The organism is Streptomyces naganishii JCM 4654 (assembly GCF_014650575.1).
Lineage (GTDB): Bacteria > Actinomycetota > Actinomycetes > Streptomycetales > Streptomycetaceae > Streptomyces > Streptomyces naganishii.
On record NZ_BMVF01000006.1, the window covers coordinates 29,130 to 55,135 of the forward strand.

Annotated in this window: 23 protein-coding genes; 10 read left to right on the forward strand and 13 right to left on the reverse strand. The window is 73.1% G+C overall.

All coding sequences use genetic code 11. From position 1 onward, the window contains the following. The first annotated feature begins 22 nt into the window (after positions 1-22). A complete protein-coding gene (locus IE217_RS12500; RefSeq protein ID WP_190177898.1) occupies positions 23-1,321 on the forward strand; it encodes an AI-2E family transporter in 1,299 nt (432 codons plus the stop codon). Positions 1,322-1,336: 15 nt separating this feature from the next. Here the strand turns inward: IE217_RS12500 and IE217_RS12505 are convergent, their stop codons facing one another. Then, complete coding sequence (locus IE217_RS12505) at positions 1,337-2,131, reverse strand: hypothetical protein (protein ID WP_190177899.1); 795 nt, start codon at positions 2,129-2,131, stop codon at positions 1,337-1,339. 323 nt (positions 2,132-2,454) lie between these two features. Between IE217_RS12505 and recA the strand changes: the two genes are divergently transcribed. Continuing rightward, positions 2,455-3,573 (forward strand): recombinase RecA, encoded by a 1,119-nt coding sequence (gene recA / locus IE217_RS12510; RefSeq protein WP_190177900.1) that lies wholly within the window; start codon positions 2,455-2,457, stop codon positions 3,571-3,573. 294 nt (positions 3,574-3,867) lie between these two features. Then, positions 3,868-4,653 carry a recombination regulator RecX gene (gene recX, locus IE217_RS12515; protein WP_229865291.1) on the forward strand — a complete coding sequence of 262 codons (786 nt, stop codon included), beginning with the start codon at positions 3,868-3,870 and terminating at the stop codon, positions 4,651-4,653. A gap of 78 nt (positions 4,654-4,731) precedes the next feature. On the opposite strand, the gene IE217_RS12520 is transcribed toward recX, so the two are convergent. The 8 genes from IE217_RS12520 to IE217_RS12550 all read right to left on the reverse strand — a co-directional run bounded on the left by IE217_RS12520 (position 4,732) and on the right by IE217_RS12550 (position 11,200). After that, on the reverse strand, positions 4,732-5,136 hold the full coding sequence (locus IE217_RS12520) for a rhodanese-like domain-containing protein (protein WP_373298016.1): 405 nt from the start codon (positions 5,134-5,136) through the stop codon (positions 4,732-4,734). Next, positions 5,127-5,672, reverse strand: coding sequence for a cupin domain-containing protein (locus tag IE217_RS12525; protein WP_373298005.1), 546 nt, complete (start codon positions 5,670-5,672; stop codon positions 5,127-5,129). The genes IE217_RS12520 and IE217_RS12525 overlap by 10 nt, the downstream gene beginning before the upstream one ends. Positions 5,673-5,791: 119 nt before the next feature. Next, complete coding sequence (locus IE217_RS35370) at positions 5,792-5,998, reverse strand: putative leader peptide (RefSeq protein WP_373298006.1); 207 nt, start codon at positions 5,996-5,998, stop codon at positions 5,792-5,794. Next, entirely contained in the window at positions 5,976-7,709 is a 1,734-nt protein-coding gene (locus tag IE217_RS12530; protein ID WP_190178197.1) for an FAD-dependent monooxygenase, read from the reverse strand. The genes IE217_RS35370 and IE217_RS12530 overlap by 23 nt, the downstream gene beginning before the upstream one ends. Before the next feature lie 154 nt (positions 7,710-7,863). Beyond that, positions 7,864-8,745 carry an amino acid ABC transporter permease gene (locus IE217_RS12535; protein ID WP_190177904.1) on the reverse strand — a complete coding sequence of 294 codons (882 nt, stop codon included), beginning with the start codon at positions 8,743-8,745 and terminating at the stop codon, positions 7,864-7,866. Next, the gene (locus IE217_RS12540) at positions 8,742-9,407 is read right to left on the reverse strand and encodes an amino acid ABC transporter permease (protein WP_190177905.1); all 666 of its coding nucleotides are present in this window, start codon (positions 9,405-9,407) and stop codon (positions 8,742-8,744) included. Before IE217_RS12540 ends, IE217_RS12535 begins: the two co-directional genes overlap by 4 nt. Before the next feature lie 77 nt (positions 9,408-9,484). After that, the gene (locus IE217_RS12545) at positions 9,485-10,321 is read right to left on the reverse strand and encodes a glutamate ABC transporter substrate-binding protein (protein WP_190177906.1); all 837 of its coding nucleotides are present in this window, start codon (positions 10,319-10,321) and stop codon (positions 9,485-9,487) included. A 102-nt stretch (positions 10,322-10,423) separates the two neighbouring features. Further along, a complete protein-coding gene (locus IE217_RS12550) occupies positions 10,424-11,200 on the reverse strand; it encodes an amino acid ABC transporter ATP-binding protein (RefSeq protein ID WP_190177907.1) in 777 nt (258 codons plus the stop codon). A gap of 288 nt (positions 11,201-11,488) precedes the next feature. On the opposite strand from IE217_RS12550, the gene IE217_RS12555 reads away from it, so the two are divergent. Continuing rightward, on the forward strand, positions 11,489-12,181 hold the full coding sequence (locus IE217_RS12555) for a response regulator transcription factor (RefSeq protein WP_190177908.1): 693 nt from the start codon (positions 11,489-11,491) through the stop codon (positions 12,179-12,181). A 21-nt stretch (positions 12,182-12,202) separates the two neighbouring features. Beyond that, entirely contained in the window at positions 12,203-13,621 is a 1,419-nt protein-coding gene (locus IE217_RS12560) for a sensor histidine kinase (RefSeq protein WP_190177909.1), read from the forward strand. A gap of 36 nt (positions 13,622-13,657) precedes the next feature. Here the strand turns inward: IE217_RS12560 and IE217_RS12565 are convergent, their stop codons facing one another. Next, on the reverse strand, positions 13,658-14,665 hold the full coding sequence (locus IE217_RS12565; protein WP_190177910.1) for a TAXI family TRAP transporter solute-binding subunit: 1,008 nt from the start codon (positions 14,663-14,665) through the stop codon (positions 13,658-13,660). Positions 14,666-14,874: 209 nt separating this feature from the next. Here IE217_RS12565 and IE217_RS12570 point away from each other — a divergent pair, with 209 nt between their 5' ends. Continuing rightward, positions 14,875-15,291, forward strand: a complete 417-nt coding sequence (locus IE217_RS12570; protein WP_190177911.1) for a pyrophosphohydrolase domain-containing protein — start codon at positions 14,875-14,877, stop codon at positions 15,289-15,291. 5 nt (positions 15,292-15,296) lie between these two features. Here IE217_RS12570 and IE217_RS12575 read toward each other — a convergent pair whose 3' ends face one another. Continuing rightward, complete coding sequence (locus IE217_RS12575; protein ID WP_190177912.1) at positions 15,297-16,511, reverse strand: glycosyltransferase 87 family protein; 1,215 nt, start codon at positions 16,509-16,511, stop codon at positions 15,297-15,299. A gap of 317 nt (positions 16,512-16,828) precedes the next feature. Between IE217_RS12575 and IE217_RS12580 the strand changes: the two genes are divergently transcribed. From IE217_RS12580 to IE217_RS12590, 3 genes are all read left to right on the forward strand, one after another. Then, entirely contained in the window at positions 16,829-21,556 is a 4,728-nt protein-coding gene (locus tag IE217_RS12580; protein WP_190177913.1) for a DUF5663 domain-containing protein, read from the forward strand. 77 nt (positions 21,557-21,633) lie between these two features. Next, positions 21,634-23,163 (forward strand): tRNA (N6-isopentenyl adenosine(37)-C2)-methylthiotransferase MiaB, encoded by a 1,530-nt coding sequence (miaB, locus tag IE217_RS12585; protein WP_190177914.1) that lies wholly within the window; start codon positions 21,634-21,636, stop codon positions 23,161-23,163. A gap of 151 nt (positions 23,164-23,314) precedes the next feature. Then, positions 23,315-24,031, forward strand: a complete 717-nt coding sequence (locus IE217_RS12590; RefSeq protein WP_190177915.1) for a class III extradiol dioxygenase subunit B-like domain-containing protein — start codon at positions 23,315-23,317, stop codon at positions 24,029-24,031. Between the two features lie 89 nt (positions 24,032-24,120). On the opposite strand, the gene IE217_RS12595 is transcribed toward IE217_RS12590, so the two are convergent. Then, a complete protein-coding gene (locus IE217_RS12595; RefSeq protein ID WP_190177916.1) occupies positions 24,121-24,474 on the reverse strand; it encodes an antitoxin in 354 nt (117 codons plus the stop codon). Between the two features lie 22 nt (positions 24,475-24,496). Continuing rightward, entirely contained in the window at positions 24,497-24,724 is a 228-nt protein-coding gene (locus tag IE217_RS12600; RefSeq protein WP_308432723.1) for a hypothetical protein, read from the reverse strand. Between the two features lie 273 nt (positions 24,725-24,997). Between IE217_RS12600 and miaA the strand changes: the two genes are divergently transcribed. Continuing rightward, positions 24,998-25,936 (forward strand): tRNA (adenosine(37)-N6)-dimethylallyltransferase MiaA, encoded by a 939-nt coding sequence (gene miaA / locus IE217_RS12605; RefSeq protein ID WP_190177918.1) that lies wholly within the window; start codon positions 24,998-25,000, stop codon positions 25,934-25,936. Positions 25,937-26,006: the final 70 nt, after the last annotated feature.

Genomic DNA, 26,006 nt, shown 5'->3' on the forward strand with positions numbered 1-26,006 from the left:
TGGCGTGGGCGAGACTTGCACCGTGGCACCCACTGACGAGACCGGGCAGACGGCCCCGCAAGCACCCCCGTTCGATACGCCGCCGCCCCGGTCCCCGGCCGAGGGCCCGGCCGGGCCGGGCGCCCGCATGCCGCGCTGGCTGCCCCGGGCCATGGTGCTCGCGCTCGGCCTCGTCGCCTCCTTCCAGTTCGGCAGCTGGGCCTTCCACCAGCTGACCGGGCTGCTGATCAACGTCCTCATCGCGTTCTTCCTGGCCCTGGCCATCGAGCCCGCGGTCAGCCGCATGGCCGCGCGCGGGATGCGCCGGGGACTGGCCACCTTCCTGGTGTTCCTGGGCCTGACGATCGCCGTGGCCGGGTTCGTCACCCTGCTCGGCTCGATGCTCGCCGGGCAGATCATCAAGATGGTCGAGGGCTTCCCCGACTACCTCGACTCCGTCATCAACTGGATCAACACCACCTTCCACACCGAGCTCAGACGGGTGGACGTGCGGGAGGGCCTGCTCCACTCCGACTGGCTGCGCAGATACGCGCAGAACAGCGCGGCGGGCGTGCTCGACGTCTCCGCGCAGGTGCTCGGCGGGCTGTTCCAGATGCTGACGGTCGGGCTGTTCTCGTTCTACTTCGCCGCCGACGGGCCCCGGCTGCGCCGCACCGTCTGCTCCGTGCTGCCGCCGGCCCGCCAGACCGAGGTGCTGCGCGCGTGGGAGATCGCCGTCGACAAGACCGGCGGCTATCTGTACTCGCGCGGTCTGATGGCGCTTGTCTCCGGGGTCGCCCACTACGTCCTGCTGCAGGCCCTGGGCGTGCCGTACGCGCCCGTGCTGGGCGTCTGGGTGGGGCTGGTCTCGCAGTTCATCCCCACCATCGGCACCTACCTCGCGGGTGCGCTGCCGATGCTCATCGCGTTCACCGTCGACCCGTGGTACGCGCTCTGGGTGCTGGTCTTCGTCGTGATCTACCAGCAGTTCGAGAACTACATGCTCCAGCCCAAGCTGACGGCGAAGACCGTCGACATCCACCCCGCGGTCGCCTTCGGGTCGGTCATCGCGGGCACCGCCCTGCTCGGCGCGGTCGGCGCGCTGATCGCCATTCCCGCGGTCGCCACCCTCCAGGCGTTCCTCGGGGCGTACGTGAAGCGGTACGCGGTCACGGACGACCCCCGCGTCCACGGTCACCGTAGACGGGTCCCGGCCCCGGGCGGCCTGCTCTCCCGCGCGGGGCGGCTGTGGACGGCGCCGCGGCAGCGGACGGCGGCCGACGGGGCCGGGAACGAACCGGCGGCGGAGGACGGGTCCACGGGAGAACGGCCCGGCGTTTAGGGCGCGGTGCGCGGCTCAGTACATGAGGGCGGCCCACACGCCCGCGCCGGCGACGACGGCGGCGTAGGCGAGGACCGCGCCGGTGACGATCCGCCGCCGGACCGCCTCGCTCCAGGAGGTGCGGGAGAGCAGCCAGGCCAGCGCGGGCAGCACCAGCACCGCGTGCAGACTCACCCCGTGCAGCGGCTTGAGCGGGGCCGTCGAGTGGTACGCCGCCTGCTGGTGGCCCGTGCGGGTCAGCACCACACCGCGCGCGATCATCGCGGCGCCGGACGCCAGGGCGACGAGCAGGACGGCGAACCCGGCGCGCACCGCGAGCGCCATGCCCGCCGGCCCGGCCGGCCGGTGCCGGAAGGACGCGACCGCGAACACGGTCAGGACCACCACGAGCACCCCGCCGCCCGCCGCCAGCGTCATCGACACCGCCGTGTCGAAGGGCGTCTCCATGTCCAGGTGCGAGGGCACCCCGCGCCACGCCTGAAGCGTGATGCCGCCGACCTCGACCGCGCAGTCGGCGGCGAACACCCCGAGCAGCAGGGCGCGCGTCCGCTCCCCGAGCCGCACGTACGACGTGACCCAGGTGACCGCGACCAGCGTCACCCCGAAGGACAGCCCGAAGGTGACCGGCTTGCGCCAGGAGACGGGCCCGTACCACGGTCCGCCGTCCACAGCGAACACCACCAGGTGCGCGAGACCCGCAAGGACCAGCAGAAGGCCGGTCGCCAGGCACAGCCGTTCGACGGGGCGCAGGGCGAGGGCGCGCGCCGGCAGGGCCGGCGGGCGGCGCGCGGGCATCGTGGAGAGATCCATGGGGCAAGCCTCGCGAGGGTGGCCCGGCCGGTCGTCGTCCGGGCGGAGACAGCCGGCGTACCCCGGGCGGAGTAGGAGGACCGGGACCCGCCGGGCGCCGGCGGCTGATCCCTCCAGTGCCGCGTGGTGTGCTTGACACGGAAATCGAACATCTATTCTTATAGGAGCTCCGGCAGGGCTCAACCGCGGGGATTTCGCCCAGTTTTGATGGGGTAAGTCCCCGAGTTATCCACAGGCCGGACGGACGTCGAGGCGCATTGTCAGTGGCAGGCGTTAGCGTCTTTGGCGTGAAGCGATCGACTCAAGCAAACCGGGTGGAACCCATGGCAGGCACCGACCGCGAGAAGGCACTCGACGCCGCGCTCGCACAGATTGAACGGCAATTCGGCAAGGGCGCGGTCATGCGCATGGGCGAGCGCTCGAAGGAGCCCATCGAGGTCATCCCGACCGGGTCGACCGCGCTCGACGTCGCCCTCGGCGTCGGCGGCCTGCCGCGCGGCCGCGTCGTCGAGATCTACGGCCCGGAGTCCTCCGGCAAGACGACCCTGACCCTGCACGCCGTGGCGAACGCGCAGAAGGCCGGCGGCCAGGTGGCCTTCGTGGACGCGGAGCACGCCCTCGACCCCGAGTACGCGCGCAAGCTCGGCGTCGACATCGACAACCTGATCCTGTCCCAGCCGGACAACGGCGAGCAGGCGCTGGAGATCGTGGACATGCTGGTCCGCTCCGGCGCGCTCGACCTCATCGTGATCGACTCGGTCGCCGCGCTCGTCCCGCGCGCGGAGATCGAGGGCGAGATGGGCGACAGTCACGTGGGTCTGCAGGCCCGCCTGATGAGCCAGGCCCTCCGCAAGATCACCAGCGCGCTCAACCAGTCGAAGACCACCGCGATCTTCATCAACCAGCTGCGCGAGAAGATCGGCGTGATGTTCGGCTCCCCGGAGACCACGACCGGTGGCCGGGCCCTGAAGTTCTACGCCTCGGTGCGCATCGACATCCGCCGCATCGAGACCCTGAAGGACGGCACGGAGGCGGTCGGCAACCGCACCCGCTGCAAGGTCGTCAAGAACAAGGTCGCCCCGCCCTTCAAGCAGGCCGAGTTCGACATCCTCTACGGCCAGGGCATCAGCCGCGAGGGCGGCCTGATCGACATGGGCGTGGAGCACGGCTTCGTGCGCAAGGCCGGCGCCTGGTACACGTACGAGGGCGACCAGCTCGGCCAGGGCAAGGAGAACGCGCGCAACTTCCTCAAGGACAACCCCGACCTGGCCAACGAGATCGAGAAGAAGATCAAGGAGAAGCTGGGCGTCGGCGTGCGGCCCGCCGAGCCGGCCGCCGAGCCGGGTGCGGACGCCGCCGTCCCGGCCACCGCGGACGACGCCAAGGCGGCGCCGGCGGCTGTCAAGGCCACCAAGCCCAAGGCCGCCGCTGCCAAGAGCTGACCCGTGACGCGACGAACCGACTGGGCCGGATACGAGTACGGGGATGGGTACGCCGCCTCCGGTGCCCCACGGGGGAGGGGCACCGCGGGCGACCCCGCCACCGGACCGGTCGCGGGCGACGAGCACGCGTACGGGGACGGCGGGCGGCGCGGCCTTCGCGGGCGCGGCCCGGCCCGGCGGCCTCGCACGGCCGGCGGACCGAACGCTGAGGACGCTCCCTTCGCGGAAGACCCGTTCGCGGAGGGTCCCTTCGTGGAGGACCCGTTCACGGAGGATCCGTTCCGGGCCGACGCCTTGGCGGAGGAGGCCTTCGGGGGCGAGTCCTTCGCGGAGGGCGAGCCGTCCGGTGGGTACGACGGGGAACGGCCGGCCCGCGGGCGGGGGCGCGGTGCAGGCCGGCCGCGTGGCGCCGGCGGGGCGGATTCCGGTGGCGCGGGTACGGGTGGCGCTCGCCGAGGCGGTTCGCGTGACGGCGGACCGTACGGCGGGCGAGGGCGTCGTCGGCGGCCCTCCGCCGAGGCGTCCACCGAAAACGGGGGCACCTCCTCCTTGTCGAGGGCCGAGCGGGGGGAGTCTCCGGGGGACCCGGTGGAGCGGGCGCGCGCGATCTGCCTGCGCCTGCTCACCGGGACCCCGCGCACTCGCAAGCAGCTCGCGGACGCCCTGCGCAAGCGGGAGATCCCGGACGAGGCGGCCGAGGAGGTGCTGTCGCGGTTCGAGGAGGTCGGGCTGATCGACGACGGCGCGTTCGCGGACGCCTGGGTGGAGTCCCGGCACCACGGACGCGGCCTGGCCCGGCGCGCACTCGCCCGGGAGCTGCGGACCAAGGGCGTCGACGCGGCGCTCATCGACGAGGCGGTCGGTCAGCTCGACCCCGAGCAGGAGGAGGCCACCGCGCGCGAACTCGTCGCCCGCAAGCTGCGCTCCACCCGCGGACTCGACCGCGACAAGCGGATACGCCGGCTCGCCGGCATGCTCGCCCGCAAGGGCTACTCCGAGGGCCTCGCCCTGCGGGTGGTCCGCCAGGCACTGGAGGAGGAGGGCGAGGACACGGACTTCCTGACGGACGGACAGTTCTGAGGAGGCGTCCGCGGCGGGCGCCGGGCAGGGTGCAGCGGGCGCCGGGCAGGGCGCGGCGGGCAGGAGGCCCGGGGCGCCCTACGAGACCACCGGCAGTCCCGCCTCCCGCCAGGCCTGGAAGCCTCCCACCAGATCGGTCGCCCGGTGCAGCCCCAGCTGGTGCAGGGAGACGGCCGCCAGACTCGACGCGTAGCCCTCGTTGCAGATGACCACGACGCGCAGGTCGTGACCGGTGGCCTCGGGGATGCGGTGGCTGCCCAGCGGGTCCAGCCGCCACTCCAGTTCGTTGCGCTCGATGACGAGGGCGCCCGGGACCAGGCCGTCGCGGTCGCGCAGCGCGGCGTACCGGATGTCCACCAGCAGGGCCTCGCCGGCCCGGGCGACGGCGTGCGCCTCGTGGGCGTCGACGCGTTCGTAGCCCTGCCGCGCCCGTTCCAGCAGTTCGTCGATTCCGGCCGTCGGTCGTTTCTCGCTCACTGCCAGTCCTCCGGGTGCTCGACCTGCTCCAGGCGCAGCGTCCGGCCGGTGCGGCTGTAGCGGCGGATCCTGGGCAGCGGTGGGTAGTAGGCGTGCACGGACACCGCGTGCCCGTCGGCGGACTCGTTGAACACCTCGTGGACGTGATGCCGGCCGAAGGCGCGGCCCCGGCCGGCCGGCAGCCGTCGCGAGCGGTCCACGTCGTCGGTGAGTTCGAGGGTCTTCCAGCCGTCGGTGGGCAGCCGGGCGGCGAGCGAGTTCTCCGTCAGCTCGCCGGAGGCCGTGAAGAAGGCGCCCACCGAGTCGGCGTGGTCGTGCCAGCCGGTGCCGGTGCCGGGCGGCCAGCCGATCAGCCAGGCCTCACTGCCGCCCGGACCCTCCAGCCGCACCCAGGTGCGGCCCTCCGGGTCGAGCGGGAGGGAGGCGATCAGCTCGGCGTCGGCCGCGACGCGCCGGACGAACTCGAGCAGTTCGGCCTGCGCCGGGCCCGGACGAGGGGGCGGGGACACGGCGGCAGAGGAGACAGAGGTCGAGACAGACACGTACACCGTCCTGAGGGAACGTTCGCGAAGCGCGCGCGACGGCACAGGCCGATGGACATCGACACCGACATCGGCAGGGGCGGGCGGCACGCGCCGGGAAAGGGGGAATGAACGCGGGTTCAGCAGGACGGACGACACACGCAGCCCGCATAGCGGACGAGGTCCATGTGGACCCTCCGCCACAGGCGCACATCGGTGTCGGTCACGATCGGGAGTACACCATGGCCGTACGGGCCGGTCAACTCACCGTCACCATGTGGACCCCGGGGTGACGGCGAGTCGCCGGGCCGCGGTGCCGGACGGTCAGCGCGCCCCCGCCTCCGCACCCGCCTCGGCCCGCGTCCCGGACGGCAGCGGGCCGCCCAGCGTGGCCTCGGCCGCCGCGTAGAGGTCGGCCGGGCGCACCCCGCTCAGCGCGGTGACCAGGTGCCCGTCGGGCCGAACCAGGAGCACGGTGTGGGGAGCAGCGCCCGGGTAGCTCTCGGCGACGAGCAGTTCGGCGGGGTGGGGCAGGGCGGTCACGGCGGCGGCCAGCCGGGGCATGATCCCGGCGCTCACCCAGTGCCGGCGCTCCCACACCACCGTGCCCGGCGCCACCAGCACCACCAGCAGCGCACCGCGGCCCAGCCGGTCGCGCAGCGGCACGAAGGAGCCGTCCTCCGCGGTCACCACCACGTCGGCGACCGGCGCGCCGGCCGGCGTGTCCACGGGCGCCTCGGTGTCGAAGCGCGGTGGTGCGAGCGGCGAGCCGGCGTACGACCCCGGCGTGCCCAGCGTTCCGCGCCCCAGGTGACCGTCCATCAGCAGCGCGTCGTGCCCGCGCGAGGACCCGGGGACGTACGACCGCAGTCCGCCGCCACGCACCAGCGGCAGCACCTGGTCGGCGGCGCGCAGCCGGGCGGCGACGGCGGCGCGCCGCTCGGACTGGTAGCTGTCGAGGAGCGCCTCGTGGGGCCCGTGGTGCCAGTTCAGCGCGAGCTTCCAGGCGAGGTTGTCGGCGTCCCTGAGCCCCTCGTCCAGGCCCTGGGTGCCGAACGCGCCCATCAGGTGCGCCGCGTCCCCGGCGAGGAAGACCCGTCCGGCGCGCCAGCGGCGGGCGAGCCGGTGGTGGACCGTGTGGACGCCGGTGTCCAGGAGTTCGTACGTCGGTGAGGTCTCGCCGGTCCAGCCGGTGAGCGTCTCCCTGATGCGGGCGACGAGCAGTTCGGGGGTGACCAGGTCCTTGCCGGGCGGGAGCAGCCAGTCGAGCCGCCAGACGCCGCCGGGCAGCGGGCGGGCGGCGATCTCACCGGCCGAGGGGCCGGTCGTCCGCCACGGGGGCAGCCGGTGGAGGAACGCTTCGGCGGGGCGGGGGAGTTCCGTGCGCAGCGCGGCGACCGCGTGCCGTTCGACGGCGGTGCGGCCGGGGAAGCGGATGTCCTGGAGCTTGCGCACGGTCGAGCGGGGACCGTCGCATCCGACCAGGTGACTTCCGCGCCACCACGTGCCGTTGGGGCCGCGGGTGTGCGCGGTGACGCCCGTGGGCTCCTGCTCTATGGTGTCGAGCCGGCTGTCGGTGGCCAGTTCGACCAGCGGCTCGCGGGCGACGGCCGCGCGCAGGGCGCCGGTCAGGACGTGCTGGGCGATGTGCAGCGGCGCGGCTCCGGCGGCCTCCGCGTTACCGGCGACGCCGGGGGCGGCCCCGGCCCCGCTGCGGGCCCCGGATGCGATGCGTGCCCCGGATGCGATGCGTGCCCCGGACACGGCCGCGGTCCCGGCCCCGTTCCCGGTCTCGTCGAAGAAGACCTCGCCCGTCACCTGCTTGCGCCGCATCGACCGCCAGCCGCTCCAGCGCAGCCCGGCCTGCCCGAGCGGCGCCCCGGCCAGCCGTTCCACCAGGGCGGCGGTGTCCTCGCGCAGGACGACACTGCGGGCGGCGCGGGGCGCGTCCTGGCCCCGCGTCTCGTCCAGGACCACGCACGGCACCTCCTGACGCGCCAGCGCCAGGGCGAGCGTGAGCCCGACGGGCCCCGCTCCGACGACGATCACCGGGTCCACGGCGATGTCCTCACGGACAGACGTGAACAAACGGTTGGAGCAGGGTGCACGATCACAGAACGTATGCAACCCATTGCCGCAGCCCGCGTCAAGCGACAGGGGCGGTGGCGATCACTCCACTGCCCCCGTGTCACATCCGACGGCCTACTCCCCGTCAGACGACGGTGCCGGCGGACTCGGTTCCGCCCACCGCGGCCGGCGCCAGTACCGCCCCCGTGGACTTCTTCCCGCGCCGCAGCCGCTGCTCCAGCCAGCTCGCGAAGCTGGTGAGGCTGAAGTTGAGCACCACGTAGATCACCGCGACGACGGTGAAGCTGGCGATGACGTTCGCGCCGTAGTACGAGCTCATGGGGGAGACCGCCGCCAGCAGTTCGGGGAAGGTGAGGATCGCGCCGCCGAGGGCCGTGTCCTTCACGATCACCACCAACTGGCTGACGATCGCCGGGAGCATCGCGGTGACCGCCTGCGGCAGCAGGATCGAGGTCATGGTCTGGGTCTTGCGCAGACCGATGGCGTGGGCGGCCTCCGTCTGCCCCTTGGGCAGGGCCAGGATCCCGGCCCGGACGATCTCCGCCAGCACCGAGGCGTTGTAGAGCACCAGTCCGGTGACCACCGCGTACAGCGGGCGGTCGTCCGAGGTGACGTTGCTGTACTGGGCGAACAGGGCGTTGCCGAAGATCATCAGGATGAGCACGGGGATGGCGCGGAAGAACTCCACGACCACGGCGGCCGGCACCCGGATCCAGGCGTGGTCGGAGAGCCGGGCTATGCCGAAGACGGCGCCGAGCGGCAGCGCGATGACCATGGACAGGGCGGCGGCGATCAGCGTGTTCTTCAGGCCGGGCAGGATGTACGTGGTCCATGCCTCGGAGCCGACGAACGGCTTCCACTTCTCCCAGTCCAGCTGCCCCTTGTCGTCGAGGCTCTTGTAGACCCACCACAGCAGTGCCGCGAGGGCGACGAGGAACACGACCGTGTAGAGGACGTTGCGCCGCTTGGCCCTCGGCCCCTGAGCGTCGTAGAGCACGGAGGTCATCGCTTCACCGCCACCTTCTTGCCCACCCAGCCGAGGATCAGGCCGGTCGGGAGGGTCAGACACACGAAGCCGAACGCGAAGACCGCCGAGATCAGCAGGAGTTCCGCCTCGTTCTCGATCATCTTCTTCATCAGCAGGGCCGCCTCGGCCACGCCGATGGCGGCGGCCACCGTGGTGTTCTTGGTGAGCGCGATCAGGACGTTGGTGAGCGGGCCGACCACGGAACGGAACGCCTGCGGCAGCACCACCAGGGTCAGCACCTGGGTGAAGCTCAGCCCGAGCGCGCGGGCCGCCTCCGCCTGGCCGACCGGCACGGTGTTGATGCCGGAGCGGATCGCCTCGCAGACGAAGGCCGAGGTGTAGGCGACCAGGCCGAGGACCGCGAGCCGGAAGTTGATGGTGTCGAAGGCCTGCGCACCGAGGTTGATGTTGAGGGTCTGGCTCAGCCCCAGCGAGGCGAACAGGATGATCACCGTCAGCGGGATGTTCCGCACGACGTTGACGTACACCGTGCCGAAGCCGCGCATGAGGGGCACCGGGCCGACGCGCATGGCGGCCAGCAGGGTGCCCCAGACCAGGGAGCCGGCGGCCGAGAGCAGCGTGAGCTGCACGGTCACCCAGAAGGCCCCCAGCAGGTCGTAACCTTCAAGAAAGTCGAACACGATCTCCCGTGCTTCCGCGTGTGGACGGGCCCCGGGTGCGCCACCCCCCGTGGGTGGCGCACCCGTCGGGCGCTGACTCAGCTCTTGACGTCGCCGATCTTCGGCGCGGGCTCGTTCTTGTAGCCGGCGGGGCCGAAGTTGGCGGCCACGGCCTTCTGCCACGAGCCGTCCGCGACCATCTCCTCCAGAGCCTTGTTGATCTTGGCCTTGAGGTCGCTGCCCTTCTTGACGCCGATGCCGTAGTTCTCGTTGGTCATCTTGAAGCCGCCCAGCTTGAACTTGCCCTTGAACTGGGCCTGGGAGGCGTAACCGGCGAGGATCGAGTCGTCGGTGGTCAGAGCGTCGATGGCCTTGTTCTGCAGACCGCTCAGGCAGGCCGAGTACGTCGGGTACTGCTGGAGGTTGGCCTTGGGCGCCAGCTTGTCGTGCACGTTCTGCGCCGAGGTCGAGCCGGTGACCGAGCAGAGCTTCTTGTTGTTCAGGTCGGACGGCGACTTGATGGAGGTCTCGTCGGCGCGGAGCAGGACGTCCTGGTGGGCGAGCAGGTAGGGGCCGGCGAAGTCGACCTTCTTCTCGCGCTCCGGGGTGATCGAGTACGTGGCGGCGATGAACTCGACGTCACCGCGCTGCAGCATCGTCTCGCGGTCGGCGCTCTTGGACTCCTTCCACTCGATCTGGTCCTCGTTGTAACCGAGCTTCTTGGCCACGTACTTGGCCACGTCCACGTCGAAGCCGGAGTAGCCCTGCGGCGTCTTCTGGCCGAGGCCCGGCTGGTCGAACTTGATGCCGATGGCGATCTTCTTGCCGCCGCCCGACGCCCCCCCGTCCTTCTTGTCGTTCGACCCGCACGCGGTCGCCGACAGTGCGAGGGCGAGGACGACGGCCGAGGCGGCGGTGACCTTGCGGAGCTTCATGTGAACTTCCTTTGGATGCGGAGAAGGTGAGGAGCCGCCGTGACGGCGGAGCGGCACGGTCGCGGGGCCGGTGGCGTGGGACGGCGCCGGCGGGCCGCCGGGTCAGTGGTGCAGGATCTTCGACAGGAAGTCCTTGGCCCGGTCGCTGCGCGGGTTGCTGAAGAACTGCTCCGGCGCGGCCTGTTCGACGATGCGCCCGTCGGCCATGAAGACCACCCGGTTCGCGGCCGAACGGGCGAATCCCATCTCGTGGGTGACGACGATCATCGTCATGCCGTCCCGGGCCAGCTGCTGCATGACCTCCAGGACCTCGTTGATCATCTCGGGGTCGAGGGCGGAGGTCGGCTCGTCGAAGAGCATGACCTTGGGGTCCATGGCCAGCGCCCGGGCGATCGCCACGCGCTGCTGCTGGCCGCCGGAGAGCTGTGCGGGGTACTTGTCGGCCTGCGCGCCCACACCGACCCGGTCGAGCAGCGCGCGGGCCCGCTCCTCGGCCTTCTTCTTGTCCGTGCGGCGGACCTTCACCTGGCCCAGCGTGACGTTCTCGAGCACCGTCTTGTGCGCGAAGAGGTTGAAGGACTGGAAGACCATGCCGACGTCGGCGCGCAGCCGGGCCAGCTCCCTGCCCTCATGGGGCAGCGGTCCGCCGTCGATCGTGATCGTGCCCGAGTCGATGGTCTCCAGGCGGTTGATGGTGCGGCACAGGGTGGACTTCCCGGACCCGGAGGGCCCGATGACCACGACGACCTCGCCACGGGAGATCGTCAGGTCGATGTCCTGGAGCACGTGCAACGCGCCGAAGTGCTTGTTGACGCTCTTCAGGACGACCAGATCGTCGCTCGAGGCCACGTCCTCCTTGGCCACCGATACTTCGGTCATCGCTTACAGGCTCCGTCCTCCTCGGGTTTCGGTGGACCATAGCCATGCCCCGCGACCAGCGTCATTACATCTGAGGGAGATCTGAGCATCACGATCCGGTAGCGGCCGGACACATGCGGTAGTGAGCCCGCGCGGGATGCGTACCGGCTGGGTAACGACCGGCGGCACGCAACCGGAACCCTCTTGACGGCGTCCTCGTCCATCGGCGTGACTGCCTTGGTGCACGCGCGCGTGCACGCGTGCTGTACACACGGTGACCATACGGCGGGACAACAGGAGGGGGCCGGGATGCGACTGCTCCTCGTCGAGGACGACAACCATGTGGCCGCCGCCCTGTCCGCGGTGCTGGCCCGGCACGGCTTCGACGTCACGCACGCCCGCAGCGGCGAGGAGGCCCTGCAGGCGCTCGTCCCGGAGAGCGACGGCTTCGGCGTGGTCCTGCTCGACCTCGGCCTGCCCGACCAGGACGGCTACGAGGTCTGCGGCAAGATCCGCAAGCGCACCAGCACCCCGGTGATCATGGTGACCGCCCGCTCCGACGTGCGCTCCCGCATCCACGGCCTCAACCTCGGCGCCGACGACTACGTGGTCAAGCCCTACGACACCGGCGAGCTGCTCGCCCGTATCCACGCCGTCAGCCGCCGCACCGTCCACGAGGACGCGGCCGGCGGCCAGGACGGCGACGGCGCGCTGCGCCTCGGGTCCGTCCACATCGAACTGCCCACCCGGCAGGTGAGCGTGGACGGCTGTGTCGTCCAGCTCACCCGCAAGGAGTTCGACCTCCTCGCGCTGCTCGCCCAGCGCCCCGGCGTGGTCTTCCGCCGCGAGCAGATCATCAGCGAGGTGTGGCGCACGAGCTGGGAGGGCACCGGGCGCACCCTGGAGGTCCATGTGGCCTCCCTGCGCTCCAAGTTGCGCATGCCGGCCCTGATCGAGACCGTGCGCGGCGTCGGCTACCGCCTCGTCGCCCCGGCCGCGTAGCGGGGACGGGGACGGGCACGGGTGCGCACACGTCTGCTGCCGCTGCTCATCGTCCTGATGGCGGCCGTACTGCTCGCGCTCGGCGTCCCGCTCGCCGTCAGCGTGGCCCAGGCGCAGCAGCAGAAAGTCGTCGTCGACCGGATCGACGACACGGCGCGCTTCGCGGCCCTGGCCCAGTTCGTCACCGACCGCCCCACCGGCTCCCGCCTGACCGTCCCGGACGAGCGACTGGAGACCCTCAGCCGCGAACTCGCCAGCTACTACGAGGTCTACGGCATCCGGGCCGGCGTCTTCTACCGCAGCGGCGCCCCCATGGCCAACGCGCCCGCCGACTGGTCCCTGCCCGCGGCCGGCGAGGTCCGGGAGGCGTTCGGCGAGGCGCTGCTCAGCCGGCGCAGCCACGACCCGCAGCAGGTGTGGCCCTGGCAGCGGGACCGGCTCGTCGTGGCCTCGCCGGTCATCCGCGACGGTGACGTCGTCGCCGTCGTCGTCACCGACTCCCCCACGGGGCAGATGCGTTCGACGATCCTGCAGGGCTGGCTGGTCATAGGCGCCGGGGAGATCGCCGCGATGCTGCTCTCCGTCGGCGCCGCCCTGCGGCTGACGGGCTGGGTGCTCAGACCGGTACGGGTCCTGGACGCCACCACGCACGACATCGCGACCGGACGCCTGAAGTCCCGGGTCGCGCCGTCCGGCGGGCCGCCGGAACTGCGCAGGCTCGCCCGCTCGTTCAACGAGATGGCCGACCACGTCGAGGACGTGCTGGAACAGCAGCGGGCCTTCGTCGCCGACGCCTCCCACCAATTGCGCAACCCGCTCGCCGCGCTGCTGCTGCGCATCGAACTGCTCGCCCTCGAACTGCCCGAGGGCAACGAGGAGATCGCCTCGGTCCGCACCGAGGGCAAGCGCCTGGCCCAGGTCCTGGACGACCTGCTCGGCCTGGCGCTCGCCGAGCACGCCGAGGCCGACCTGCGGCTCATCGACGTGGGGGAGCTGGCGGCCGAGCGGGTGGCCGCCTGGGCGCCGGCCGCCGAGGCCGAGGGCGTGCGGCTGGTCGGCGACTGCCCGGCCACCACGGCCTGGGCCGACCCGGTGGCGCTGTCCTCGGCGCTGGACGCGGTGATCGACAACGCGGTGAAGTTCACGCCGCGGGGCGAGTGCGTCGAGGTGCGGGTCAGCGGCAGCGGCGGCACCTCCACGGTCGTGGTCAGCGATCACGGGCCCGGCCTCACCGACGAGGAACTGGCGCGCGTCGGCGACCGCTTCTGGCGCAGCGGACGCCACCAGAACATCAAGGGCTCCGGCCTCGGCCTGTCCATCTCGCGGGCCCTCCTCGCGGCGGGCGGCGGCTCCATCTCGTACGACCACCACCGCGACGAGGAGCCGCGCGGGCTGAGGGTGACGGTGCGGGTGCCCCGGTCGGGCCCGGAGCCGGCGTAGGCACCGCGGGGCGGCCGGAGCGGGCTCCCGCGCGGGCTACGGCTTGACCGAGCGGTAGTAGCGCCGGGCGCCCTCGTGGAGGATCAGCGGGTCGGTGTAGATGGCGGTGCGCAGGTCCACGAGCTGGGCGGAGTGGACGTGGGCGCCGATGCGGTCGCGGCTCTTGATGACCGCGCGGGTGACCCACTCGGTGAGCCGGGGATCCATGTCCTCGCGGGTCATCAGCAGGTTGGACACCGCGATCGTGGGCACCGTCTCGCCGTGCTGGATGCCCGGGTACGCCGACTCCGGCATGTTGGTGGCCCGGTAGTAGCGCGTGGCGCCGCCCTCGGCGTGCAGCTTGGACACCAGGTCCGCCTCGATGGGCACGAAACGGAACGCGAACGTCGACGCGAGCTGCTTGAGCCCGTCCGTGGGCAGCCCGCCCGACCAGAAGAACGCGTCGATCGCGCCCTGGCGCAGCCGGCCAGGACCGGTGTCGATGCCGTCCGCCGCGGGCCGGACGTCCTTGGCCGGGTCGATTCCGGCCGCCTTCAGGACGCGCTCGGCGATCAGCCGCACACCCGACTCCGGCGGGCCGATCGCCACCCGCTTGCCCCGCAGGTCGGAGACCGACTTGATGGACGAACCGCGCGCCACGACGAGCTGCACGTAGTCGTCGTAGAGACGGGCCACGCCCCGGAGCCGGCCGGCTCCGGGACCGTTGTCCAGTTCGTACGTCTCCACCGCGTCCGCCGCCGCGATGGTGAAGTCGGCCTTGCCCGTCGCCACGCGCGAGACGTTCTCCTGCGAGCCGTCGCTGGTCATGAGCCGCACCTTCAGGCCGGGCATGTCCTTGGCGAACGCGGTGCGCAGCCGTACGCCGTACTCCTGGTAGACGCCCCGCAGGGTGCCGGTGCTGAAGGTGATCGTCCCGGCGGGGGGCTGCTCGCCGAGCGGCAGCAGCCACCACAGCAGCAGCCCGAGGACCACGGCTCCGACGGCCGAGCCCCGCAGGGCTCGGCGCCTGCCGAGCCTGCCGATCGCGGGGAGCACCTTGGACATGCCCGCGATCCTGCCAGTCACGACACGCTACTGGCCAGGGCGGGGTGCCGACGGGAGGGGAAGCGCCGGGCGGCGGGGCGGTTTCAGGGCAGGGCGGCACCGGGCGGCGGGGACGGTGTCCGGGCAGGGCCGCACCGGTCGGCGGGGGCGACCGGCGGGACGGCCGGCAGCCGCGCCGTGCTGTCGGTGGGCGCGGTTAGAGTCGCCGTATGAGCACCTCGCCCGCCGCGTTCGTCCGTGAGTTCCACCGCGCCTTCGGGCTGGCCGCCCGCAGTACCCCCGCCGAGGTGCCGGCCGAACTGGCGGCCCACCGCGGGCAGTTGCTCGCCGAGGAGGCGGCCGAGGCCGCCGAGGTGTCGGTGAGCGGCCCGCTGGACCGGCTCGCACACGAACTCGCGGACGTGGTCTACGTGGCGTACGGCACCGCCCTGGTGCACGGCATCGACCTCGACGAGGTGATCGCCGAGATCCACCGCGCCAACATGACCAAGCTCGGCCCCGACGGCCGGGTCGCCCGCCGCGCCGACGGCAAGGTCCTCAAGGGCGCCCACTACCGCGCCCCCGACATCGCCTCCGTACTGCGCCGCCAGGGCTGGCAGCCGCGCGAGGAGGCGCAGAGTGACTGACGCGCCTACGCCCGCGCCGCCTCCGTTGCCGCCCTGGCCGCGTCCGGCGCAGTGGGGCGGGCACAGCGCAGGGCAAGTACGAGCGTGAGCGCGCACAGCGTGGCCGCGTCCTTGAACGCCCTGCGGGTCGACGGGTCCAGGTGCGGGAAGGCGAAGCCCGTGACCTGGGGGACCAGCGCCGCCCAGAACCACGGTGAGCGGGCCGCCGGGTCCGCCTCCAGCGCGCCCGCGACCAGCAGCGGCACCACGACCACCAGGTAGTGCTCGTAGGAGGGGCGGGACACGAGGTAGGAGGCGAGCATCAGCATCGCCGCCGTCTCGGCGAGGCGCGCCGGGCCCGGGTCGGCGCGCCGCCAGCGTCGCCAGGCGCACAGCACGCCGGCCGCCGCCGCGGCCAGGGCCACCGCCTCGGCCAGGAGTGGCGGCACGCCCAGCCGGGGCAGCACCGCGGGCAGGGAGCAGTCGAACGGCCGCATCAGCGCGTCGCCGCCCTTGAGAAGAAAGGGCAGTGTGCGGGTGAAGAACCCGCCCGGGTCCGGCATGATCAGCGCCGCGCCCACGGACAGCACCACGGGCAGCGCCACCGTCCAGGCCAGCGCCCGCCACCGCCGGGCCAGGACGAGCAGCAGCACCACCGGCAGCAGCAGGGGCTTGACCGCCACGGAGATGCCCAGGACCACCCCGGCGGCGGTCCAGCGTCCGTGGTCCGCGAGCAGCAGCGCCAGGGGCAGGGCGAGCGCGCCGACCGCTGTCCAGTTGCCGAGGTTGATCAGATCGCCCACCGGCGCCCAGAACAGCACCAGACCCAGCAGGCCCAGCACCGCGAACCGGCTGCGCGCCGGCACGCCGAACAGGCGCACCGCGCACCACCACCCGCCCGCGATACAACCCACGCACACCACGGGCGCCGCCACCCGCAGTACCGGCGCCGGCAGCAGGGCCTGCGCGGCGGCGAACGGAACGGCGCTCGGCAGATACAGGAACCGCCGGTCGGCGTACGGGGCGCCGCCGTGCAGCCAGACCTGACCGGCGTGCACCACGAAGGCGTTGTCCATGCCTCCCTGCGCGAAGGCCACGGCCACGCGCGCGACGCGGGCCAGCAGGACGCCCGCCAGGACCAGCACGGGCACCGGACCGGCCGGCCGCAGCAGCCAGGCGCGCAGCGCCGGCGCCGGGGAGGCCTGCGGCGCGGGCGCCCGCAGGGCGTCAGGAAGCTGCATCACACGTACTGACCGGGAGCATCACACGCACCTGTCCGGGAGGGGGCCACTGGGGCGGGACGGCGCTGCCACAGGGGCACGCCCGTGCGCCCCATTTTGGGACAGTCATCCCTATATCTGGGTAAATGGTGGGTCGTGTCGCACCCGTATACCCGCAAAGCCTGGCCGCGCCCGCAGCCGCAGCCCGACAGCCGCAGTCGCAGCCACACCGGCAACTCACCGCCGCAGAAGGCAATCCGGGCGTATCCGTGACGTGGGGGTGAGCCGTACAGTAAAGATGACTCATCAGGCCAAGTCGGGATGGCGAGGGGTTGCGGGTGGGGGACGACCTCGAGACGCTGGTGCGCCTGAGCGCGGTGTGCCTCGAGGACGGGTCCGGACAGCAGCGCGGCAGCGGCTTCTTCGTGGCGCCCGGCCGGGTGCTCACCTCCGCCTCCGTGCTCCACCGCTTCGGCAACGCCGAGGTGTTCGTCCGGCGCGAGGGCCGACCCCCGTACCCCGCAGGCGTGTTGTGGAGCCGCCCCGCCGCCCCCGTGCTGGGCCTGGACGCGATGCCGCTGCCCGACCTGGCCGTTCTCATGGTCCCCGGGGCCGCCTCCGAACGGCATCCGTGCGTCTGGCTGGGAGACGCCCCCGGCGAGGGCGCCGTGCTCGCCGACGGGTACGTGTCCGGGCGGCCCGCCGCGCCGCGGTTACGGGGCGACATCAGCGGCGTGCGCACCGAGCCGGACGGCAGACTCGTCGAGTGCCGCGCCCCGGCGCCCCCGGCGGAACTCGCCGGCGGACCGCTGCTCAGTTCGGACACGGGACGGGTCGTGGGCGTCGTCAAGACGGACCGGGCCGGCCAGGGCGACGGCGTGCTCCTCGCCTCCGCGGTCTCGATGCTGCGCGACGGACTGCCCGACATCTGGGCCATGAACCAGTCCTTCCAGCGCACCGACCGGCGCTGGCAGCAGGCCATGCACCCGGAATCCTCCGTCCGCGACCCACTCGCGGCCGCCCGCCAGGTGCTCCAGGACACCCTGCGCACGGTCGAGGCCCGCACCTGGAGCCTGCCGCCCCTGCAGAGCCGCGCCGATCTCCACCAGAACGTGTGGGTGCGCCGGGTTCCGCAGTCCAGCACCCACCGCGTCACCCGGGGCCCCTCGCAGTCCGCCGCCCCCGAGCGCTTCCACTGGGACCCCACCCGTGCCACCGCCCGCGTCACCGTCGTGCGCGGTCTTCCCGGCTACGGCAAGTCCTGGCTGCTGGCGTACCACGCGGAGACCCTCGCCCGGGAGGCGCTCGACTCGCTCGACGAGGGCACCGACCCCGACCGGCTGCGGGTGCCCTTGCTGGCGGACTGCGCCGCCCTCGGGTACCACCTGGCGCGGGAGCCCTCGGCGGACGCGGTGATCACCGCCCTGATCCGCGCGGCCCGCGGCACGGGCGCCGGCCCGGCCGCCGGCGACCGCGACCTCTTCGTCCGCGAAGTCCTCGAACAGGGGCGGGCGGTGATCTGCCTGGACGCCGTCGACGAAGTGCCCAAGGCCTTCCGGCCCCGGGTGCAGAAGGCGCTGCGGCTCCTCGCCGCCGGCACCAACCTCGCCGCCGGGAACAACAACCTCGTGATCAGCACCCGGCACTCCTCCCTCGCGCTGCTCGAGGAGGTGTCCCCCTCGGAACGGGTGGACGTCGAGACCCTCGGGTTCACCTCCCGGGAGGCGTCCCGGTTCATCGGCGTGTGGCTGGCCCACGACCCCTCGCGCCGCGTGCCCCTGGACCGCGCGCTGAGCAGCAGTGACTCGCTGAGCGCCGTCGCCTCCGTGCCCCTGCTGCTGTCGTTCCTGTGCCGGCTCGCCGACGAACCGGAACGGAAGTCGTCGTTCCCCGCGTCCAGGGCGCAGGTGTGCGAGGAGGTCGTCAAGAGCCTGCTGTCCGGGCGCTGGCGCAGCTTCCGGCGCAACGCCCGCGACCCCGAAGCGCCGCCCGACCCGGTCCGCCGCCTGCGGGCCCTCTCGCACGCCTTCGGGACGATGCTGGACGGCTGGCGGTCCACCATGGAGAGCGTGTCGCGCGCCCGGCTCGGGGAACTGCTCGCCGCCCATCCGGACGCCGCCCAGCTGCGCGCCGCGGCCGTGGCACGCTGGGAGGCCTGGCAGCGGGCCGGCGAGGCCGAACCGGCACCGCCGCCGCCCGACCCGGTGATCTGGGAGTTCACCTTCGACGGACTGCTCGTCGACGACGAGGCGGAGGGCGGCGAGCCGGCCGTCAAGGCCCTGCACTCGGCGCTGCGCGACTTCCTGCTGGCCACCTATGTCGCCGGCCTGGACGAGTCCGCCCGGCGCGAGGCGCTGGAACGGCACCGCTATTTCGACGCCGACTGGCAGGAGATCTTCGTCCTGGCCGCCTCCCTCATGGACGAGTCCGACACACTCGTCACGGACATCCTCGACCCGCCGAAGGACCCCTGGTTCACCCAGGCCTCCTTCGCCGCCCGTTGCGTGGCGGAGTGCGGTCACCGCGTCTCCACGGACACCGCGAACCGGCTGCTCGGCGTGCTCATGGACGACACCGCGAGCCCGCGGCTCTCCGACACCCGGCGCCGCGTGGCCGCCTTCGGCCAACTGGTGCGGGCGGACGTGGCGCCCGCCGTGGAGCGGGCCGTCGCGGCCTCCGAAGCCTCCGAGGAGGAGGACGCCCCTGCGACCGGTCCGGAGAACATGACGGCCGCCGGCCAGGCGTCCCCACAGGACGCCCGGCGAGAGGTGCGCCTGGAGGCGATCGTCGCGCTCGCCGAGCTCGGCCACCCGGTGGGCGTCGAGCGCGCGCGGCACCTGCTCTCGCCCTCCGTACCGCAGCAGGCCCGTCAGCGGCTGATCACGGCACTGGCCGCCACCGGGTCGCCCGACGCCGTCGAGCGCGTGCTCGGCCACCTGCTCGAGGCCGGCAGCAACACCGATCTGGAGGGCTTCATCGCGGCCCTCAAGCCGAGTTCGCGGCCGCTGCTCGACGCGGCGCACCGGCTGCTGCTGTGGCGCGGGCTCAAGGAAGGGGCCGGCCAGGCGCTCGGCGCCGCCCTCATGGAGTGCGGGGAGGACGGCACCGGCATCGTGCGGACCGTGGCCGGCAAGGTCACCACGGGCTGGCCGCTGCGCAGCAGGCTCTACGCGCTGCTCATCAACGCCGGCACGGAGGGCGCCGCCGAGGAGGCCGTGGAGCACCTGTCCCATCCGACGCTGCGCGCGGTCGACAAGTCGTACGTGGTGGAGGCGCTGATCGGGCAGGGTATGAACGACGCGCTCACCTCGGCGGCGTCCCTGATGGTGGACGGGACCGTCCCCTGGCGCCGCCGGCAGGAGCTCGCCCGCGCCGTCTGCGCCTCGGGCCCCGCCGGCCTCGGTCTGGTCCGCAGACAGTGCGAGCACAGCCAGCAACCCGACGTCGTCATGCCGCACCTGCTCACCCTGGCCGCCGTGCGCGACCCCGAGGGGAGCGTTCTCGCCAGGAACTACTGCGACAACGAGGGCGTGGCCGCCGAGTGGCGGGGCGCCCTGTGCCAGGCGTTGCTGGACGCCCAGCCCTCGGATGTGGAGACCGACGTCGCCGTCCGCCTGATCGCCGGCGGCGGGCTCACGAGCGCCGAGCAGCGGCTCGGGCTCGTGACCGCGCTGGCGCGCGCCGGTTCGGAGCGGACCGCGGAAGCGCTGGACGCGGTCCTGGACCAGGACATGGAGCTGGACGACGCCAACTGGCCGCAGGCGGCCCGGCTGCTGGCGGCGGCGAGCGAGCCGGGCCGCAAGGCGCTGATGTCCGTCGTGACCGGCGACCGGCGCCCCTGGCGGCTGCGGGTGGAAAGCGTTCTCGCCCTGGCCGCGACCAGTGAGGAGGCCGGCCGCGTGGCCGTCGAGAAACTCGGCGTCCAGGGCGTGCCCCCGCTGTGGCGCGGCAGGCTCGTCTTCGGCCTCTGCTCGGCCGGCAGCGCCGCCTACGTCGGCGAACTGGCCGACTCGCTCGGGGACAAGCTCGGCGCCTACGAGGTCTTCCACCGGTTCATGCAGGGCCCCAACGCCTCACTGGAGAAGCACTTCCTGCGTCACTACGACGCCCTGTGCGCGGCGATGGAGCAGTTGCCGCGCCGCGGCGCCCGCATCCGGTGGAACGACGAGATGCTCACCTCCCTCGGGCTCACCTGGGAGACCGACGAGGAGCGGCGCTCCCTGCTCACCTGGAGCTACGGCCAGGTCGAGTACCGCGTGGGCAAGGCCCTGCACCGCCTCATGCTCCCCGACCAGAGCAACGCCTTCAGCGCGGCCATCGACGACTCGGACGAGAACGGCGCCTACTACTGGCTGGCGTCCAACTTCCCCGAGTACCAGGAGTTCGTGCTCGACGAGCTGAACAACCTCAAGGACGACCTCCGCTCCGGCCGCCTCACCCCGCCCGCCTCCTCACGGGACGGCGGCGCGGCCACTCCGACGATGCGCTTCCTGCAGTACGTGACCCGGGCCCTCGCCGAGCTGCCGGTGGTGGAGCCGGGCGCCCCGCGCGAGCCGTACTTCCGGCATCTGCGCGCGCACGAGAAGCTGCTGCTGCGCGAGGAGGCGACCCGCCTGCTGGACCTGGCGTGCGCCCTCGGCCCGCGGTGGCCGCTGTACCCGGGCCAGCTGTTCACCGTCCTGCACAGCCGCTCCGAGGGGATCGACGCCACGGAGAGGCTCTCCGGCGACCGCCGCCTGCACCTGGACCTCCTCAACGCCCTCTACGGCCGCGGCGACTTCAAGGCCCTGTACCTGTGCGCCTCCTTCGGCGTCCAGTGCTTCGGCGCCGCCGCCCCGGCCCACTTCTACGCCGCCTTGGGCGCCGAGGGCATCGGGCAACATGATCACGCGGTGCGGCTGATGGGCCTCTCGGGCACGTACGCGCAGGGCGGCCAGGTGGACGAGGGACTGCGGACCATCGGGGAGTGCGGCGAGCGGCACCGCTGGGAGCCGGGCGCCGTACAGGACCTCATGGACGCGCTCAAGGAGGGTGGGCGGGAAGAGGGCCGCGACGGCGGCGGCTGAGTGGCCCGGGCCGCCGCCGCGGGGGACGGAACCGGGGGCGGGGCGGGGTGCCGCGCGGACCGCCTACCCTGGAGCGCATGACCAGCAGCAGCGACCGGAGCCCCGCGGTGGATGTGCGAAACCCCAGGAGTTATGAGATCCGCACCTACGGGTGCCAGATGAACGTCCACGACTCCGAGCGGCTGGCCGGCCTGCTCGAGGACGCGGGGTACGTGCGCGCGCCCGAGGGCTCGGACGGCGACGCCGACGTCGTCGTCTTCAACACCTGCGCGGTACGGGAGAACGCCGACAACCGGCTCTACGGCAACCTCGGCCACCTGGCCCCGAAGAAGGCGAAGCGGCCCGGGATGCAGATCGCGGTCGGCGGCTGCCTGGCCCAGAAGGACCGGGACACCATCGTGAAGAGGGCGCCCTGGGTGGACGTCGTCTTCGGCACGCACAACATCGGCAAGCTGCCCGTCCTGCTGGAGCGCGCCCGCGTGCAGGAGGAGGCGCAGGTCGAGATCGCCGAGTCGCTGGAGGCGTTCCCCTCGACGCTGCCCACGCGCCGCGAGAGCGCCTACGCGGCCTGGGTCTCCATCTCCGTCGGCTGCAACAACACCTGCACCTTCTGCATCGTGCCCGCCCTGCGCGGCAAGGAGAAGGACCGCCGCCCCGGCGACATCCTCGCCGAGGTCGAGGCCCTGGTCGGCGAGGGCGTCAGTGAGATCACGCTGCTCGGCCAGAACGTCAACGCCTACGGCTCCGACATCGGCGACCGGGAGGCGTTCAGCAAGCTGCTGCGGGCCTGCGGGACCATCGAGGGCCTGGAGCGCGTCCGCTTCACCTCGCCGCACCCGCGCGACTTCACCGACGACGTGATCGCGGCGATGGCCGAGACCCCGAACGTGATGCCGCAGCTGCACATGCCGCTTCAGTCCGGCTCGGACACCGTCCTGAAGGCGATGCGCCGCTCCTACCGGCAGGACCGCTACCTCGGGATCATCGAGAAGGTGCGCGCCGCGATTCCGCACGCGGCGATCACCACCGACATCATCGTGGGCTTCCCCGGCGAGACCGAGGAGGACTTCGAGCAGACGCTGCACGTGGTGCGCGAGGCGCGGTTCGCGCAGGCGTTCACCTTCCAGTACTCCAAGCGGCCCGGCACGCCCGCCGCGACCATGGACGGCCAGATCCCCAAGGAGGTCGTCCAGGAGCGCTACGAGCGGCTCGTCGCCCTCCAGGAGGAGATCTCCTGGGAGGAGAACAAGAAGCAGGTCGGCCGCACCCTGGAGCTGATGGTCGCCGAGGGCGAGGGACGCAAGGACGGCAGCACCCACCGTCTGTCCGGCCGGGCCCCCGACAACCGCCTGGTCCACTTCACCAAGCCCGAGCAGGAGGTCCGCCCCGGCGACGTGGTCACCGTCGAGGTCACCTACGCCGCCCCGCACCACCTCCTCGCCGAGGGAGCGGTGCTCGCGGTGCGCCGTACGCGCGCGGGCGACGCCTGGGAGAAGCGCGAAGCCGCCGAGGCGGCCAAGCCGGCCGGTGTCATGCTCGGCCTCCCGAAGATCGGCGTCCCGGCCCCCATGCCGGCGCCGGCCGGCAGCGGCTGCGGCTGCGACTGACCCGCCGGGGGCCGGCCCCGGCGGACAGCGGCAGCGGCTGGGCAGTGGCAGTGGCGGCTGGGCAGTGGCCGTGGCGGCCGGGCTGGGGCACCCCGCCCGGCACCGGCCCGGCCCGTGCGGCGGTCCGGTGCGCGGGGCTACGCTGCCGATCATGCTTGTTGCCGCCGCAGTCTGCCCCTGCCCGCCGCTGCTCGTACCCGAGGTCGCCGCGGGCGCCGCGCCCGAGCTGGAGGAGGCGCGGGCCGCGTGCACGGACGCGCTGGGGGTCCTCGCGGCCTCCCGGCCCGATCTGCTCGTGGCCGTCGGCGCCGGCGAACGGCCCGGGCGGGTGGCCTACCCGGAGGGCAGCCGGGGCTCGTTCCGCGGCTTCGGGGTGCCTCTGGACGTACGGCTGGGCGGGGGCGCGGACGCCCCCGGGCCGGAGGGCGGACTGCCCGCCCCGCTCGCCGTCGGCGCGTGGCTGCTGGGGCGGACCGGCTGGTCCGACGCCCCGGTCGAGGGGCTGGCCGTCGGCGCGGCGACGGCGCCCGAGGAGTGCGCGGCGACCGGGCGGGACCTGGCCGCGCGGTCCGGGCGCGTGGCGCTGCTGGTGATGGGCGACGGCAGCGCGTGCCGGTCGCTCAAGGCGCCGGGGTACCTCGACGAGCGGGCCGAGCCCTTCGACGCCGAGGCGGCACGCGCTCTCGGCGCGGCGGACCTGACGGGGCTGGCGGCGCTCGACGCCCGGCTCGCCGGTGAGCTGAAGGCGTCCGGCCGGGCCCCGTGGCAGGTGCTCGCGGGCGCCGCCGAGGGGGCCGGCCTCTCCGGCGCGCTGCTGTACGACGACGCGCCGTACGGCGTGGGGTACCTGGTGGCCACCTGGTCCTGAGGGGCGGGTGACACGGCGGACGGCCGGGAGAGCGCCGGCCCAGAAGTCTGGGCTCGCTCTCCCGGCCGTCCGCCGCGCCTGCGCCGTGCTCAGGAGGTGGGCGGCGGCCCCTGCGGAGGCGCCGGCGTGCCGGTGCCACCAGGCGAGGCGCCCGTACCGGGGCCTGTCCCCGTAGCCGGGCCCGTGCTCGTACCCGGGCCCGGGCCCCTGCTCGCGTCCCGGCCCGCACCGCCGCCGCTGTGGGCGAGCCGGTCCATGGCGTGCTTGGCCTTGCCGGTGCCCGCGTGGATCTTGTCGCTGTACTTGCCCTTGGTCTTCTCGTCGACCAGCTTCGCGGCCCGGTCGAGACCGTGCCCGATCGAGCCCCCGTGCCGCTGCGCGAGGTCCGCCACCTTGTCCTTGGCCGGACCGATCCTGGCCTTCATGTTGTCCAGCAGACCCATGCTTCACCCTCCTGGCGGACCGTCACGTGCGGGCGCCCTCGCCGGCCTCCTGCCCAGCCGTCTCGTCCGCGGACTGCTGCTTGGGAATGTCCACGCCGTCGGCGCCGGGACTCCCGGCCGCCCCGGCATCCGTGACGGGTTCCGCGGCGTCCTCCGTGCCGGCCTCGGCGGTGCCGGACGCCGTCTCGGAGGCCGGGGTGCCCGGCTCCCCTTCCGCGGCCACGGCCACCTCGGAATCCAGCGTCACCACGTCCCCCTGCTCCTCGGCGGCCGACGCCTCCTCAGCAACGCTCGCCTCCGCAGCCTTCGACCTCCGGAAAAGTCGCGTAAAAACGCCCATATCAACTCCATACGTTACTCGTGCGGGCGAGATCCCGCGTGAACCGGCGCGACCGCTCGCGGCGCCCGGACCACGGTCTGCCGGAATCCGGCCGTGGGAACCTCCCAACGGGCAACGACCCGGGCCGTGTGCCGTCACGTAACTCGTTCGAGGCACCGGCGCGGGGTTTGCGAGACTGGTGCGGTGAGCAGCGCAGCCCCCGCCCCCCGCGTCATCGCCGTCGTCGGCCCCACCGCGGCCGGAAAGTCCGATCTCGGCGTCTTCCTGGCCCAGCGTCTCGGCGGGGAGGTCGTCAACGCCGACTCCATGCAGCTCTACCGGGGGATGGACATCGGCACCGCCAAGCTGACGCCCGAGGAGCGCGCGGGGGTGCCGCACCACCTGCTGGACATCTGGGACGTCTCGGTCACCGCGTCCGTCGCCGAGTACCAGCGGCTCGCCCGGGAACGGATCGACGCGCTGCTCGCCGAGGGGCGCTGGCCGGTCCTCGTCGGCGGCTCCGGGCTGTACGTCCGCGGGGCCGTCGACAACCTAGAGTTTCCCGGCACCGATCCCGAGGTGCGCGCCAGGCTGGAGGAGGAGCTCACCCTGCGCGGTCCCGGCGCGCTGCACGCCCGTCTGGCCGCCGCCGACCCCGAGGCCGCCCGGGCCATCCTGCCCGGCAACGGGCGCCGTATCGTCCGGGCCCTCGAGGTGATCGAGATCACCGGCCGGCCCTTCACGGCCAACCTCCCCGGTCACGACTCCGTCTACGACACCGTCCAGATCGGCGTCGACGTGGCGCGCCCGGAGCTCGACGAGCGCATCGCGCGCCGGGTCGACCGCATGTGGGAGGCGGGCCTGGTGGACGAGGTGCGCGCGCTGGAGGCGCAGGGGCTGCGCGAGGGGCGCACGGCCTCGCGCGCGCTCGGCTACCAGCAGGTGCTCGCGGCGCTCGCGGGGGAGTGCACGCTGGAAGAGGCGCGCGCGGAGACCGTGCGCGCCACCAAACGCTTCGCCCGCCGTCAGGACTCATGGTTCCGGCGCGATCCGCGTGTGCACTGGCTGAGCGGTGCTGCGGCGGATGTCACAGAACTTCCGCACCTGGCGCTGGCGTTGGTCGAACGACCGGTTACAGCCTGATCACGTGATGGCATCGGGACGCCCAGGCCGTCTTCCGGGCCTCCGGCGCCGTGCCATCATCGAGCTTCGA

Coding starts and splice junctions, on each gene's coding strand:
- IE217_RS12505 (WP_190177899.1), bottom strand. CDS start 2,131: ATGGATCTCTCCACGATGCCCGCGCGCCGCCCGCCGGCCCTGCCGGCG.
- recA (WP_190177900.1), top strand. CDS start 2,455: ATGGCAGGCACCGACCGCGAGAAGGCACTCGACGCCGCGCTCGCACAG.
- IE217_RS12535 (WP_190177904.1), bottom strand. CDS start 8,745: ATGACCTCCGTGCTCTACGACGCTCAGGGGCCGAGGGCCAAGCGGCGC.
- IE217_RS12545 (WP_190177906.1), bottom strand. CDS start 10,321: ATGAAGCTCCGCAAGGTCACCGCCGCCTCGGCCGTCGTCCTCGCCCTC.
- IE217_RS12550 (WP_190177907.1), bottom strand. CDS start 11,200: ATGACCGAAGTATCGGTGGCCAAGGAGGACGTGGCCTCGAGCGACGAT.
- IE217_RS12555 (WP_190177908.1), top strand. CDS start 11,489: ATGCGACTGCTCCTCGTCGAGGACGACAACCATGTGGCCGCCGCCCTG.
- IE217_RS12565 (WP_190177910.1), bottom strand. CDS start 14,665: ATGTCCAAGGTGCTCCCCGCGATCGGCAGGCTCGGCAGGCGCCGAGCC.
- IE217_RS12570 (WP_190177911.1), top strand. CDS start 14,875: ATGAGCACCTCGCCCGCCGCGTTCGTCCGTGAGTTCCACCGCGCCTTC.
- IE217_RS12575 (WP_190177912.1), bottom strand. CDS start 16,511: ATGCAGCTTCCTGACGCCCTGCGGGCGCCCGCGCCGCAGGCCTCCCCG.
- miaB (WP_190177914.1), top strand. CDS start 21,634: ATGACCAGCAGCAGCGACCGGAGCCCCGCGGTGGATGTGCGAAACCCC.
- IE217_RS12590 (WP_190177915.1), top strand. CDS start 23,315: ATGCTTGTTGCCGCCGCAGTCTGCCCCTGCCCGCCGCTGCTCGTACCC.
- IE217_RS12595 (WP_190177916.1), bottom strand. CDS start 24,474: ATGGGTCTGCTGGACAACATGAAGGCCAGGATCGGTCCGGCCAAGGAC.